The organism is Enterobacter sp. JBIWA003 (assembly GCF_019968825.1).
Taxonomy (GTDB): domain Bacteria; phylum Pseudomonadota; class Gammaproteobacteria; order Enterobacterales; family Enterobacteriaceae; genus Enterobacter; species Enterobacter quasiroggenkampii.
Map to the genome: position 1 here is coordinate 4,774,434 of NZ_CP074170.1, position 14,173 is coordinate 4,788,606.

General features: G+C 53.8%; 8 protein-coding genes, 2 tRNA genes and 3 rRNA genes. 3 read left to right on the top strand and 10 right to left on the bottom strand.

Translation table 11 applies throughout. The features are described 5' to 3' along the window. Positions 1-103 precede the first annotated feature (103 nt). Genes bcsE through bcsG form a run of 3 tightly spaced genes read left to right on the top strand, consistent with a single transcriptional unit; the run spans position 104 to position 3,529 of the window. Positions 104-1,666 carry a cellulose biosynthesis c-di-GMP-binding protein BcsE gene (gene bcsE, locus KGP25_RS23180; protein WP_045909070.1) on the top strand — a complete coding sequence of 521 codons (1,563 nt, stop codon included), beginning with the start codon at positions 104-106 and terminating at the stop codon, positions 1,664-1,666. After that, positions 1,663-1,857 (top strand): cellulose biosynthesis protein BcsF, encoded by a 195-nt coding sequence (gene bcsF, locus KGP25_RS23185; protein WP_045909071.1) that lies wholly within the window; start codon positions 1,663-1,665, stop codon positions 1,855-1,857. Before bcsE ends, bcsF begins: the two co-directional genes overlap by 4 nt. Next, positions 1,850-3,529: a cellulose biosynthesis protein BcsG gene (bcsG, locus tag KGP25_RS23190; RefSeq protein ID WP_048226281.1), complete on the top strand. Its 1,680-nt coding sequence runs from the start codon at positions 1,850-1,852 to the stop codon at positions 3,527-3,529. The genes bcsF and bcsG overlap by 8 nt, the downstream gene beginning before the upstream one ends. Before the next feature lie 60 nt (positions 3,530-3,589). Here the strand turns inward: bcsG and KGP25_RS23195 are convergent, their stop codons facing one another. The 10 genes from KGP25_RS23195 to trkH all read right to left on the bottom strand — a co-directional run bounded on the left by KGP25_RS23195 (position 3,590) and on the right by trkH (position 14,140). After that, positions 3,590-4,582, bottom strand: coding sequence for a glycosyl hydrolase family 8 (locus KGP25_RS23195; RefSeq protein WP_223540606.1), 993 nt, complete (start codon positions 4,580-4,582; stop codon positions 3,590-3,592). Positions 4,583-4,598: 16 nt separating this feature from the next. Further along, complete coding sequence (gene birA / locus KGP25_RS23200) at positions 4,599-5,561, bottom strand: bifunctional biotin--[acetyl-CoA-carboxylase] ligase/biotin operon repressor BirA (protein ID WP_223539672.1); 963 nt, start codon at positions 5,559-5,561, stop codon at positions 4,599-4,601. Beyond that, the gene (gene murB / locus KGP25_RS23205; RefSeq protein WP_032653973.1) at positions 5,558-6,586 is read right to left on the bottom strand and encodes a UDP-N-acetylmuramate dehydrogenase; all 1,029 of its coding nucleotides are present in this window, start codon (positions 6,584-6,586) and stop codon (positions 5,558-5,560) included. Before murB ends, birA begins: the two co-directional genes overlap by 4 nt. A gap of 124 nt (positions 6,587-6,710) precedes the next feature. Continuing rightward, positions 6,711-6,826 (bottom strand): 5S ribosomal RNA (gene rrf, locus KGP25_RS23210). A 72-nt stretch (positions 6,827-6,898) separates the two neighbouring features. After that, positions 6,899-9,802 (bottom strand): 23S ribosomal RNA (locus KGP25_RS23215). A gap of 170 nt (positions 9,803-9,972) precedes the next feature. After that, positions 9,973-10,048 (bottom strand) — tRNA-Ala (locus tag KGP25_RS23220). 43 nt (positions 10,049-10,091) lie between these two features. Then, positions 10,092-10,168: transfer RNA gene (locus KGP25_RS23225), tRNA-Ile, on the bottom strand. A gap of 69 nt (positions 10,169-10,237) precedes the next feature. After that, positions 10,238-11,779 (bottom strand): 16S ribosomal RNA (locus KGP25_RS23230). The 16S, 23S and 5S rRNA genes sit together here with 2 tRNA genes alongside, the layout of an rRNA operon. 353 nt (positions 11,780-12,132) lie before the next feature. Beyond that, entirely contained in the window at positions 12,133-12,678 is a 546-nt protein-coding gene (gene hemG / locus KGP25_RS23235) for a menaquinone-dependent protoporphyrinogen IX dehydrogenase (RefSeq protein ID WP_045909212.1), read from the bottom strand. A gap of 10 nt (positions 12,679-12,688) precedes the next feature. After that, on the bottom strand, positions 12,689-14,140 hold the full coding sequence (gene trkH, locus KGP25_RS23240; protein ID WP_023309600.1) for a Trk system potassium transporter TrkH: 1,452 nt from the start codon (positions 14,138-14,140) through the stop codon (positions 12,689-12,691). Between the last annotated feature and the right edge of the window lie 33 nt (positions 14,141-14,173).

A 14,173-nucleotide genomic window follows, 5' to 3' on the forward strand; every position in this document is an offset into this window, starting at 1 on the left:
TTACATGCTAAATCTGATGTTCTTTAATTTCAATGTTAGGTTTATTTCTACGCTTTCGCTAGTAAACTGAGATACAGATAAATTAGACGAAAAGAGGGACACCGTGGACTCCATATTTTCTATTGGCATCCAGTCATTATGGGACGAATTGAGCCACATGCCAGTCGGAGGAGTCTGGTGGATTAATACGGACCGGAATGAAGATGCTATCAGTCTGGTAAACCAGACAATTGCTGCCCAGGATAAGGATTCCCGCGTGGCCGTCATTAGCATGGGCGAAGATCCGAAGAAAATTATCACGCTGGAAAACGATCGCGGGCCTCAGACGGTGCGATTATTTTCCATGACATCGGATGCCGATAGTCTATACTTTTTGTCCCGCGACGTTCAGTGCACTATTGATCCGGATCACTATTTGGTGATCCTTAAATGTGCAAATAACGTCCTGCAAAATATCCCTGCTGAAAAACTGCTGCCGTGGCTGGAAAAAATCAATAAATGGGCAAAATTTCAAAATTGCACGCTATTGATAGTCAATCCCGGCAGTAATAATGACAAGCTGTTCTCACTTTTAATGGGTGAATATCGTTCCCTGTTCGGTCTGGCAAGCGTTCGTGACCAGGTGGGCAGCTATCTCTACGATATTGCCTTCTGGTGTAATGAAAAAGGCGTGAGCGCCAGGCAACAACTTACGCTGAAACACATCGAGGGTAAGTGGCACCTGGCACAGCAGGAAGAAACCGTGGTGCAGCCGCGCAGTGATGAAAAACGCATCCTGAGCCATATCGCGGTTTTAGAAGGGGCGCCCGCCCTGTCGGAAAACTGGTCGCTGTTTGAATCTAACGAAGACCTTTTCCACGAAGCCCGCACAACCCAGGCGGCAACCCTTATCTTCTCATTGATGCAGAATAACCAGATTGAGACGCTGGCAAGACAGATCCACACCTTGCGCCGCCAGCGCGGAAGCGCGTTAAAAATCATCGTGCGCGAAAACAATACCAGCCTGCGCGCCACCGATGAGCGTCTGCTTCTGGGCTGTGGTGCAAATATGGTCATTCCCTGGAACGCGCCGCTGTCACGCTGCCTGACGCTGATCGAAAGCGTTCAGGGCCAGCAGTTTAGCCGCCATGTACCGGAAGACATTTCTACGCTGCTCTCTATGACGCAGCCGATGAAGCTGCGTGGATACCAAAAATGGGATACCTTCTGCGACGCCGTCGGTAACATGATGAGCAATACGCTTCTTCCCGCTGACGGAAAAGGAGTTATGGTTGCCCTGCGTCCTGTACCCGGTATCCGCGTCGAACAGGCTCTCACCTTGTGTCGCCCCAATCGTACGGGTGACATCATGACCATTGGCGACAATCGCCTGGTGCTGTTTTTGTCCTTCTGCCGGGTAAACGATCTCGATACGGCGCTTAACCATATCTTCCCCCTGCCTACCGGGGATATTTTCTCGAACCGTATGATTTGGTTCGAAGATAATACAATCAGCGCAGAGCTGGTGCAGATGCGTGCGCTCCAGCCTGAACAATGGGCTAAACCGCTCGCTATTAAGAGCGATGCGAAACCGATCCTCAATGCCAGACATGATGGACATGTCTGGCGTCGGGTTCCGGAGCCCCTTCGCTTATTAACGGACAACGCGGAGAACGCACCATCATGAATATCAGCGATATCATTCAACTGGTTATAGTCTGTGCGCTGATCTTTTTCCCGCTTGGCTACTATGCACGCCATTCCATACGTCGTATCCGTGATACGGCCAGAGTGCTGTTTATAAAACCTCGCTATGTAAAACCAGCCGGAACACTGACACGGGCATCACACGTCAAGGCAGACCGAAAACATGACTAATTCTACCTATACCGCTTCGTCACCCTCGCCGCTCTGGCAATACTGGCGCGGCCTTTCCGGCTGGAACTTCTACTTTCTGGTGAAGTTTGGTCTGCTGTGGGCAGGCTATCTGAATTTCCATCCGCTTCTTAACCTGGTATTTATGGCCTTCCTGCTGATGCCCCTGCCGAATATCAGGCTGCATCGCTTACGTCACTGGATAGCCATCCCTCTCGGCTTTGCGCTGTTCTGGCATGATACCTGGTTACCGGGGCCGGACAGCATTATGAGCCAGGGCTCACAGGTGGCGGGCTTTAGCGCCAGCTATATCCTCGATCTGACCGAGCGGTTTATTAACTGGCAGATGATAGGCGCGGTATTTGTGCTGCTGGTTGCCTGGCTGTTCCTGTCACAGTGGATCCGCGTCACAGTGTTTGTCGTCGCGATTATGATCTGGCTTAACGTGCTGACGCTGGCTGGGCCAAACTTTTCGTTGTGGCCTGCCGGTCAACCGACCACCACGGTGACCACCACCGGGGGAAGCGCGGCGGCCACCGTCACCACGGCAGGCGATACGCCTGTGGTGGGCGATATCCCAACCCAGACCGCACCGCCGACCTCCACAAACCTGAACGCCTGGCTCTCCAGTTTCTATACCGCGGAAGACAAGCGACAGACGAAATTCCCGGATGCGCTGCCGGCGGATGCTCAGCCGTTTGAACTGCTGGTGATCAACATCTGCTCGCTCTCCTGGGCAGACGTGGACGCTGCAGGTTTGATGTCTCATCCGCTGTGGTCTCATTTCGACATTCAGTTTAAAGATTTCAACTCTGCCACCTCGTACAGCGGCCCGGCGGCCATCCGCCTGCTGCGTGCAAGCTGCGGTCAGGCATCGCATAAGAATCTGTATCAACCCGCCGGCAACCAGTGTTATCTGTTCGATAACCTCGCCAAACTGGGCTTTACGCAGCATCTGATGCTGGGGCATAACGGCCAGTTCGGCAACTTCCTGAAAGAGGTGCGCGAACAGGGGGGGATGCAGGCACCGCTGATGGATCAAACCGGTCTTCCTGTCTCTCTGCTGGGCTTCGACGGCTCGCCCGTCTATGACGATTCCGCCGTCCTGCAACGCTGGCTGCAGACCATCGAAAAAGACAGTAATCCACGCAGCGCGACGTTCTTTAACACCCTGCCGCTCCACGACGGTAACCACTTCCCGGGCGTGAGCAAAACGGCGGATTATAAAGTGCGTGCGCAGAAATTCTTCGACGAGCTGGACGCGTTCTTTACGGAGCTGGAAAAATCAGGCCGTAAAGTAATGGTGGTTGTGGTGCCTGAGCACGGTGGCGCGCTGAAAGGCGACAGAATGCAGGTGTCAGGCCTGCGTGACATCCCAAGCCCGTCGATTACCAACGTGCCTGCTGGCATTAAGTTCTTTGGGATGAAGGCACCCCATCAGGGCGCACCGATTGAAATCACCCAGCCGACCAGCTATCTGGCAATCTCAGAACTGGTTGCCCGTGCCGTTGACGGGAAGCTGTTTGTGGAAGATAGCGTGAACTGGGATCAGCTCACCAGCAAACTGCCGCAAACGGCAGAAGTCTCCGAGAACGCCAACGCGGTGGTGATTCAGTATCAGAACAAACCGTACGTTCGCCTGAACGGCGGGGATTGGGTACCGTATCCGCAGTAACTGATTTCCCCCTCACCCTAACCCTCTCCCCATCGGGGAGAGGGGATAGCCAGTGCGTTATTATTGCGCTGAAATCCACACCAGCATTTTCAGACTTGCCGAATAGTAGTCGTCTTTAGAGGTGATTTCGGGTTCTCCGGAAGGCTGCCCCATCGTTAAATCACGCACGGCCAACAGGCCGCCTTCCATCATGTATGGCGCATATTCGTTAGTGGTGACGTTAACCCAGGCGGGCGTTTGCTCCCGGGGGAATTGCCCAAACCACGCTTTCCACGGCGTCAGGAGTGGGCTTTGCTTATCAGACCAGGCAAGATACAGCGGAATACGAATCGCGTCATAGCTCATCCGCGGCGGCCAGCCTTTGGCCGGTTCCAGCTTGCCATCTGATGTCAGCGAGACCCAGTCAGCGGGCAGATTCGCTTTACCCGAGCCCATTTTCCCCAACAGGTGCTTCCCGTCCTTAATCAAATCGCGCCAGACCGGCAAATGACTGCGTCCGGCGAAGGCCTGCCAGGCCGGAAACACAAAATAGGAAGGATTAAGGACCACTTCACCGTCAAGCTTAAATCCCTGGACGCCGGGCAGCATCACGCGGTAACCCGCATAACGGATGACGCTATGAGCAACCAGCGCTTTTGTAATGGCATCCGATGCGGCGCTGTAGCGTTTGTCATGCCAGCGGGCATCGGCTTTAAGCAGCGCCCAGGCAATCAGCACATCGCCATCGGCGGCGTTGTTTTTGTCAGCGACCGGGTTGGACTCTGCGGGATTATAGCGCCAGTAAAACAGACCGTTCTCTTTGTTCTTCAGCTCACGGTTTGTCCATTGCCAGAGCTTATCGAACGTGGCTTTATCGTCGTTGGCGACTGCCATCAGCATGGCAAAGCCCTGACCTTCCGTATGCGACACGCCGCCATTGCCGGTATCGACAATGCGGCCTTCCGGTTTGAAAAAGCGTGCTTTGTAACTCTCCCAGGCCTGTCCCGCCTGAGAGAGGGGTGAGAACAACAAGCTCATCATGACGGCCAGCGTCGCGCAGACGGGTTTTCGCATCATTCACTCCATCCGGTTATTCGGCACTCCGCAGAGAAATCTCACCGCCCACCCAGGGTTTGATCACGCCATCCTGCTCCAGGAGCAGCGCGCCCTGAGCGTCAATACCGCGGGAAGTGCCGTAGATCTCTTTATCACCAATCAGCAATTTCACCGGGCGGTTGATAAAGTTATCCAGCTTTTCCCAACGCGACAGGAACGGTGCCAGCCCTTCCTGCTCAAAAAGCGTGAGCGAGCTGCGCAGCTCTTTAATCATACGTACGGCAAGGGTGTTACGATCGATGGCGATCCCCGCCTCCTGGAGGTTAGTCCAGGCCTGATTAACCACGTCATTCTGGACATTGCGCATCACCATATTGAGGCCCGCGCCAATGACGATTTGCGCCGCATCGCCCGTTTTGCCCGTCAGTTCGACCAGAATCCCGGCAAGTTTACGATCGTTGAGGTACAGATCGTTAGGCCATTTAACACGCACTTGATCCGCACCCAGATCGTGCAGCACCTCTGCCATGACGATACCGATGACCAGACTCAGGCCAATGGCAGCGGCCGGGCCCTGATCGAGTCGCCAGTACATGGACAGATAGAGGTTAGCGCCAAAGGGTGAAAACCACTTGCGGCCACGACGGCCGCGACCGGCCTGTTGATATTCAGCAACACAGGCATCGCCGGATTTGAGCTCAGGCAGACGATCCAGCAGATACTGGTTCGTCGAGTCAATCACCGGCAGCACCGCCACGTTGCCGTGTCCAATCTGGCTGCGGATCGCGTCTTCATTCAGCAACTGAATCGGCTCCGGCAGGCTGTAGCCTTTTCCGGGCACCGTAAATACATCCACCCCCCAGTCACGGAGCGTCTGGATGTGCTTGTTAATGGCGGCGCGGCTCATGCCCAGCTGCTCACCCAGCTGCTCGCCGGAATGGAATTCACCATCCGCCAGGATACCAATCAGGGTTAACGGGACCGTATTGTCCTTCATGCGATAGTCTCCACAGCGTTGACTTCACCTGTGCGACCAATGAAGCGGACTTCTGGCTCCAGCCAGACGTTAAATTTTTCGCCCACACGCTGGCGAACATAGTGAGCCAGCTGTACCACATCGTCGCTGGTTGCATCGCGCTGGTTAATCAGCACCAGAGCCTGCTGTCGGTGAACGGCTGCCCCACCGACTGAAGTGCCTTTTAGCTGGCATTGATCGATAAGCCATCCAGCCGCCAGCTTCACGCTGCCATCCGCCTGAGGATAATGTGGCGCGGTTGGCCACTCCTCCAGAAAGCGTCTCGCATTTTCGCCGCTGATGACCGGGTTTTTAAAGAAGCTCCCTGCATTTCCGTTAACTTTGGGATCGGGAAGCTTGGTCATCCGCATATGGCAAACAGAGTCAAAAACGTCGCGTGCGGTAACGGTAGCCGGATCGAGACGCGTTAAATCCCCGTAGGTCAATACGGGCTGCCAGTTCTTCGACAGACGCAAACCCACGGCGACAATCACGTAGCGATCCTGATATTCATGTTTGAAGATACTGTCACGATAGCCAAAACGGCACTGTTCTGCGGTTAAACGCGTCGCCGTTCCGGTCGCCAGCTCGATGCAGTCGACATATTCACAGACATGTTTCAGCTCGATGCCGTAGGCGCCGATGTTCTGAATGGGTGACGATCCGGCGCAGCCTGGAATAAGCGCAAGGTTTTCCAGACCCGCCATCCCTTTTTCGAGGGTAAACTGCACCAGGTGGTGCCAGTTTTCACCAGCCCCCACGTGCAAGTGCCAGCTGTCGGCACGCTCTTCCACATCAATTCCCATGATGCGGTTAACGATCACCGTTCCCGCAAAATCATCGAGAAACAGGACATTACTTCCTTCGCCCAGAATCAGTACGGGTTCGTTTTTTTCTGTTGCGCTTTGCCATGCATCCAGCAGCTGCTGTGCAGTATCGGCACGTACAATTTGATTAGCATTGCGTTGAATGCCAAAGGTATTCCAGGGCTTAAGGGAGTGGTTCATAGACGCTATCCTGATGCAAAAACGCAGGTAGTTTACCGTATAAGCAGGGTGATGGGGGATCAGTTTGTGCAGCGTATAAACGCAAAAAGGCCATCCTTTCGGATGGCCTCTTCACTTGTTTGATGCCTGGCAGTTCCCTACTCTCACATGGGGAGACCCCACACTACCATCGGCGCTACGGCGTTTCACTTCTGAGTTCGGCATGGGGTCAGGTGGGACCACCGCGCTAAAGCCGCCAGGCAAATTCTGTTAATCTGTATCAAGGCTGAATTTTGATTGTTCGTCTCTTCGCCAAAACATCTTCGGCGTTGTAAGGTTAAGCCTCACGGTTCATTAGTATCGGTTAGCTCAACGCATCGCTGCGCTTACACACCCGACCTATCAACGTCGTCGTCTTCAACGTTCCTTCAGGAGACTTAAAGTCTCAGGGAGAACTCATCTCGGGGCAAGTTTCGTGCTTAGATGCTTTCAGCACTTATCTTTTCCGCATTTAGCTACCGGGCAGTGCCATTGGCATGACAACCCGAACACCAGTGATGCGTCCACTCCGGTCCTCTCGTACTAGGAGCAGCCCCCCTCAATTCTCCAGCGCCCACGGCAGATAGGGACCGAACTGTCTCACGACGTTCTAAACCCAGCTCGCGTACCACTTTAAATGGCGAACAGCCATACCCTTGGGACCTACTTCAGCCCCAGGATGTGATGAGCCGACATCGAGGTGCCAAACACCGCCGTCGATATGAACTCTTGGGCGGTATCAGCCTGTTATCCCCGGAGTACCTTTTATCCGTTGAGCGATGGCCCTTCCATTCAGAACCACCGGATCACTATGACCTGCTTTCGCACCTGCTCGAGCCGTCACTCTCGCAGTCAAGCTAGCTTATGCCATTGCACTAACCTCCTGATGTCCGACCAGGATTAGCTAACCTTCGTGCTCCTCCGTTACTCTTTGGGAGGAGACCGCCCCAGTCAAACTACCCACCAGACACTGTCCGCAACCCGGATTACGGGTCTACGTTAGAACACCAGCCATTAAAGGGTGGTATTTCAAGGACGGCTCCATGCAGACTGGCGTCCACACTTCAAAGCCTCCCACCTATCCTACACATCAAGGACCAGTGTTCAGTGTCAAGCTATAGTAAAGGTTCACGGGGTCTTTCCGTCTTGCCGCGGGTACACTGCATCTTCACAGCGAGTTCAATTTCACTGAGTCTCGGGTGGAGACAGCCTGGCCATCATTACGCCATTCGTGCAGGTCGGAACTTACCCGACAAGGAATTTCGCTACCTTAGGACCGTTATAGTTACGGCCGCCGTTTACCGGGGCTTCGATCAAGAGCTTCGCGTTGCCGCTAACCCCATCAATTAACCTTCCGGCACCGGGCAGGCGTCACACCGTATACGTCCACTTTCGTGTTTGCACAGTGCTGTGTTTTTAATAAACAGTTGCAGCCAGCTGGTATCTTCGACTGATTTCAGCTCCACCCGCAGGGGCTTCACCTACATATCAGCGTGCCTTCTCCCGAAGTTACGGCACCATTTTGCCTAGTTCCTTCACCCGAGTTCTCTCAAGCGCCTTGGTATTCTCTACCTGACCACCTGTGTCGGTTTGGGGTACGATTTGATGTTACCTGATGCTTAGAGGCTTTTCCTGGAAGCAGGGCATTTGTTACTTCAGCACCGTAGTGCCTCGTCATCACACCTCAGCGTTAAAAGGTACCGGATTTACCTGGAACCTCCGCCTACATGCTTAAACCGGGACAACCGTCGCCCGGCTAACATAGCCTTCTCCGTCCCCCCTTCGCAGTAACACCAAGTACAGGAATATTAACCTGTTTCCCATCGACTACGCCTTTCGGCCTCGCCTTAGGGGTCGACTCACCCTGCCCCGATTAACGTTGGACAGGAACCCTTGGTCTTCCGGCGAGCGGGCTTTTCACCCGCTTTATCGTTACTTATGTCAGCATTCGCACTTCTGATACCTCCAGCATGCCTCACAGCACACCTTCAACGGCTTACAGAACGCTCCCCTACCCAACAACACATAGTGTCGCTGCCGCAGCTTCGGTGCATGGTTTAGCCCCGTTACATCTTCCGCGCAGGCCGACTCGACCAGTGAGCTATTACGCTTTCTTTAAATGATGGCTGCTTCTAAGCCAACATCCTGGCTGTCTGTGCCTTCCCACATCGTTTCCCACTTAACCATGACTTTGGGACCTTAGCTGGCGGTCTGGGTTGTTTCCCTCTTCACGACGGACGTTAGCACCCGCCGTGTGTCTCCCGTGATAACATTCTTCGGTATTCGTAGTTTGCATCGGGTTGGTAAGCCGGGATGGCCCCCTAGCCGAAACAGTGCTCTACCCCCGAAGATGAGTTCACGAGGCGCTACCTAAATAGCTTTCGGGGAGAACCAGCTATCTCCCGGTTTGATTGGCCTTTCACCCCCAGCCACAAGTCATCCGCTAATTTTTCAACATTAGTCGGTTCGGTCCTCCAGTTAGTGTTACCCAACCTTCAACCTGCCCATGGCTAGATCACCGGGTTTCGGGTCTATACCCTGCAACTTAACGCCCAGTTAAGACTCGGTTTCCCTTCGGCTCCCCTATACGGTTAACCTTGCTACAGAATATAAGTCGCTGACCCATTATACAAAAGGTACGCAGTCACACCACAAGGGTGCTCCCACTGCTTGTACGTACACGGTTTCAGGTTCTTTTTCACTCCCCTCGCCGGGGTTCTTTTCGCCTTTCCCTCACGGTACTGGTTCACTATCGGTCAGTCAGGAGTATTTAGCCTTGGAGGATGGTCCCCCCATATTCAGACAGGATACCACGTGTCCCGCCCTACTCTTCGAGTTCACAACCTGTGTGTTTTCGTGTACGGGACTGTCACCCTGTACCGTGCGACTTTCCAGACGCTTCCACTAACACACAAGCTGATTCAGACTCTGGGCTGCTCCCCGTTCGCTCGCCGCTACTGGGGGAATCTCGGTTGATTTCTTTTCCTCGGGGTACTTAGATGTTTCAGTTCCCCCGGTTCGCCTCGTTAACCTATGTATTCAGTTAACGATAGTGCAACGAATTGCACTGGGTTTCCCCATTCGGACATCGCCGGGTCAAAGGTTCATATCACCTCGCCGGCGCTTTTCGCAGATTAGCACGTCCTTCATCGCCTCTGACTGCCAGGGCATCCACCGTGTACGCTTAGTCGCTTAACCTCACAACCCGAAGATGTTTCACTTCTGATTGCGAAAATTTGAGAGACTCGAACACACCTTAAAGATGTGTCGTTTCAATTTTCAGCTTGATCCAGATTTTTAAAGAGCAAAACTTCGCAGTGCACCTTTTCAGGTTCACTCTGAAGTTTTCTTGGGTTCGCAGTAAAAGATGGTGGAGCTATGCGGGATCGAACCGCAGACCTCCTGCGTGCAAAGCAGGCGCTCTCCCAGCTGAGCTATAGCCCCATCGTTTTGCAATCTCTGTACCGCTCATCCTTTAAAAGGAGTTTGGTAGGCCTGAGTGGACTTGAACCACCGACCTCACCCTTATCAGGGGTGCGCTCTAACCACCTGAGCTACAAGCCTGCAGAGATTTTTACTGCTGTTTTTCATCAGACAATCTGTGTGAGCACTACAAAGGCAGGTTCTTTAAGGTAAGGAGGTGATCCAACCGCAGGTTCCCCTACGGTTACCTTGTTACGACTTCACCCCAGTCATGAATCACAAAGTGGTAAGCGCCCTCCCGAAGGTTAAGCTACCTACTTCTTTTGCAACCCACTCCCATGGTGTGACGGGCGGTGTGTACAAGGCCCGGGAACGTATTCACCGTAGCATTCTGATCTACGATTACTAGCGATTCCGACTTCATGGAGTCGAGTTGCAGACTCCAATCCGGACTACGACGCACTTTATGAGGTCCGCTTGCTCTCGCGAGGTCGCTTCTCTTTGTATGCGCCATTGTAGCACGTGTGTAGCCCTACTCGTAAGGGCCATGATGACTTGACGTCATCCCCACCTTCCTCCAGTTTATCACTGGCAGTCTCCTTTGAGTTCCCGGCCTAACCGCTGGCAACAAAGGATAAGGGTTGCGCTCGTTGCGGGACTTAACCCAACATTTCACAACACGAGCTGACGACAGCCATGCAGCACCTGTCTCAGAGTTCCCGAAGGCACCAATCCATCTCTGGAAAGTTCTCTGGATGTCAAGAGTAGGTAAGGTTCTTCGCGTTGCATCGAATTAAACCACATGCTCCACCGCTTGTGCGGGCCCCCGTCAATTCATTTGAGTTTTAACCTTGCGGCCGTACTCCCCAGGCGGTCGACTTAACGCGTTAGCTCCGGAAGCCACGCCTCAAGGGCACAACCTCCAAGTCGACATCGTTTACGGCGTGGACTACCAGGGTATCTAATCCTGTTTGCTCCCCACGCTTTCGCACCTGAGCGTCAGTCTTTGTCCAGGGGGCCGCCTTCGCCACCGGTATTCCTCCAGATCTCTACGCATTTCACCGCTACACCTGGAATTCTACCCCCCTCTACAAGACTCTAGCCTGCCAGTTTCGAATGCAGTTCCCAGGTTGAGCCCGGGGATTTCACATCCGACTTGACAGACCGCCTGCGTGCGCTTTACGCCCAGTAATTCCGATTAACGCTTGCACCCTCCGTATTACCGCGGCTGCTGGCACGGAGTTAGCCGGTGCTTCTTCTGCGGGTAACGTCAATCGATGAGGTTATTAACCTCACCGCCTTCCTCCCCGCTGAAAGTACTTTACAACCCGAAGGCCTTCTTCATACACGCGGCATGGCTGCATCAGGCTTGCGCCCATTGTGCAATATTCCCCACTGCTGCCTCCCGTAGGAGTCTGGACCGTGTCTCAGTTCCAGTGTGGCTGGTCATCCTCTCAGACCAGCTAGGGATCGTCGCCTAGGTGAGCCGTTACCCCACCTACTAGCTAATCCCATCTGGGCACATCTGATGGCAAGAGGCCCGAAGGTCCCCCTCTTTGGTCTTGCGACGTTATGCGGTATTAGCTACCGTTTCCAGTAGTTATCCCCCTCCATCAGGCAGTTTCCCAGACATTACTCACCCGTCCGCCGCTCGCCGGCAAAGTAGCAAGCTACTTTCCGCTGCCGCTCGACTTGCATGTGTTAGGCCTGCCGCCAGCGTTCAATCTGAGCCATGATCAAACTCTTCAATTTAAGTTTGATGCTCGTGAATTAAACTTCGTAATGAATTACGCATGTTCACTCAGAGACTTGGTATTCATTTATTGTCCGAAGACATTAAGAATCCATGTCACTTTGAGTGCCCACACAGATTGTCTGATAAATTGTTAAAGAGCAGTGCCGCTTCGTTTTCGCTGCGGCGCGGGGTGTGCATATTACGCTTTCCCGCTTCAGAGTCAAGCGTTTATTTTCGCTTTTCTCTGCTGACCCGGCGGCGTGTGTGCCGTTGTTCCGTGTCAGTGGAGGCGCATTATAGGGAGTTATTCTGAAGTGACAAGCACAAAATACAAAAAACTTTTCGTTCGCTCACTTTTCAAACTTAACGCTTATTTATGTCGCGAATCGCCCGTTAAATGTGCGATTTCTCGCGCAAAACTGGCTACCTGCGACCAGTCGGTATAAACCACTTCTTTACGCGTGTCGGTTTCGCCCCCCGTCATCTTCATAATAAGACGGATCATAAAGCGGTCATACCAACGGTAGCGAGGGTAGCGCAGCGCGCCGGCAAAGACGGCACACAGTTCTGGCTGCCACGGCGAGTTGAGTAAAAACTTGCGCGTGTAGCTGTTGGTCTGCGGCGTGCGCTTCTCGGGTTTACGCGCGACCAGATTGACCGAGTAGAACGCGCCGGGCAACGTATTAAGCTTCGCCGTATGCTTTTTCACAAAGCGATCCAGCGCCGGATGGAAATGCCCGTAACGAATAGATGCACCAATCACCACGCGATCGTAATCCTGCCAGGTAATCTGATCCGCACGGTTCAGGTTTACCACATCCGAGTAAATCCCCAGCTCTTTGAGTTCTGATGCCAGATAGGCGGCAATCTCACGCGTTTGCCCGTCTCGCGTAGAGAAAAGAATCAGTGTTTTCATCAACGGCTCCTTACTCGCGCCAGAATGTAGGGGTGAACAGCACCAGCAGCGTAAAGACCTCAAGACGACCAAACAGCATATTGGCAATGAGGATCCATTTCGCGACAGGGTTCATACTGGCAAAGTTATCCGCCACCACGCCCAGGCCAGGCCCGAGGTTATTCAATGTTGCGACGACGGACGCAAAAGCGGAGAAATCATCCACTCCCGTCGCGATAATCGCCAACATACTGACGATAAAGACCAGCGCATACGCCGAGAAGAATCCCCACACCGCTTCGAGGATACGTTCCGGCAGCGCGCGGTTCCCCAGCTTGATGCTGTAGACCGCGTTCGGGTGGACCAGACGCTTCAGCTCACGGTTGCCCTGCTTAAACAGCAGCAGAATACGGATCACCTTCAGACCACCGCCCGTCGACCCCGCACAGCCGCCGATAAACGCGGAACAGAGTAAAAGCACCGGCAGGAAAAGCGGCCAACGGGCGATGCTGTCCGTGGTAAACCCGGCGGTCGTCGCCATCGACACCACCTGGAAGAAAGCCTGGTTTAGCGTGGTCAACGCGGAGTTATAGACATCATGGAACCAGAGCACTAGGGTACAGATGATCACCAGCGTCAGCTGGACGCCGATAAACATGCGGAACTCAGGGTCACGCCAGTATACCTTCAGGCTGCGCCCGCTCAGTAAAGAGAAGTGCAGCCCGTAGTTACAGCCAGAAATCAGCAGGAAAATGGCAATGATAGTGTTAATCGTTGGGCTGTCGAAGTAGCCCACGCTGGCATCGTGGGTAGAGAACCCGCCAATCGCAATCGTTGCAAAACTGTGCCCGATAGCATCAAACGCGGGCATCCCGGCAAACCATAGCGCCAGCGCACAGGCGACAGTCAGCAAGACATAAATCAGCCACAGGGTTTTTGCCGTCTCGGCAATACGCGGCCGCATCTTATTGTCTTTCAGCGGCCCGGGCATTTCGGCACGATAAAGCTGCATCCCCCCGACGCCTAGTATAGGCAGGATAGCCACCGCCAGGACGATGATCCCCATACCGCCGAACCACTGCAGCATCTGACGATAAAAGAGAATCGCGTGCGGCAGCGAATCCAGACCTACCAGCGTCGTCGCCCCGGTCGTCGTTAAGCCGGAGAAGGATTCAAAGAAGGCATCCGTGATGCTCAGGTTAGGCTGTTCAGAGAAGATAAAGGGCAGCGAACCGACGCTCCCCAGCACCGTCCAGAACAGCACGACGATCAGAAACCCTTCGCGAGATTTCAGTTCACCTTTCTGACGACGGTTCGGCCACCACAGCAGGGAGCCGATCGCCAGCGCGACAAAGAAGGTCTGGGTAAATGCCCGCCCCGCGCCGTCCCGGTAGATAAGCGCCACCAGTCCAGGGAGAATCATCGTCCCGGAAAAGAGTATGACCAGCAGTCCAACGATTCGGGTTATGGCACGAAAATGCATCTCTGCCGCTTCCTTTGGTATTCAAAAGTGAGG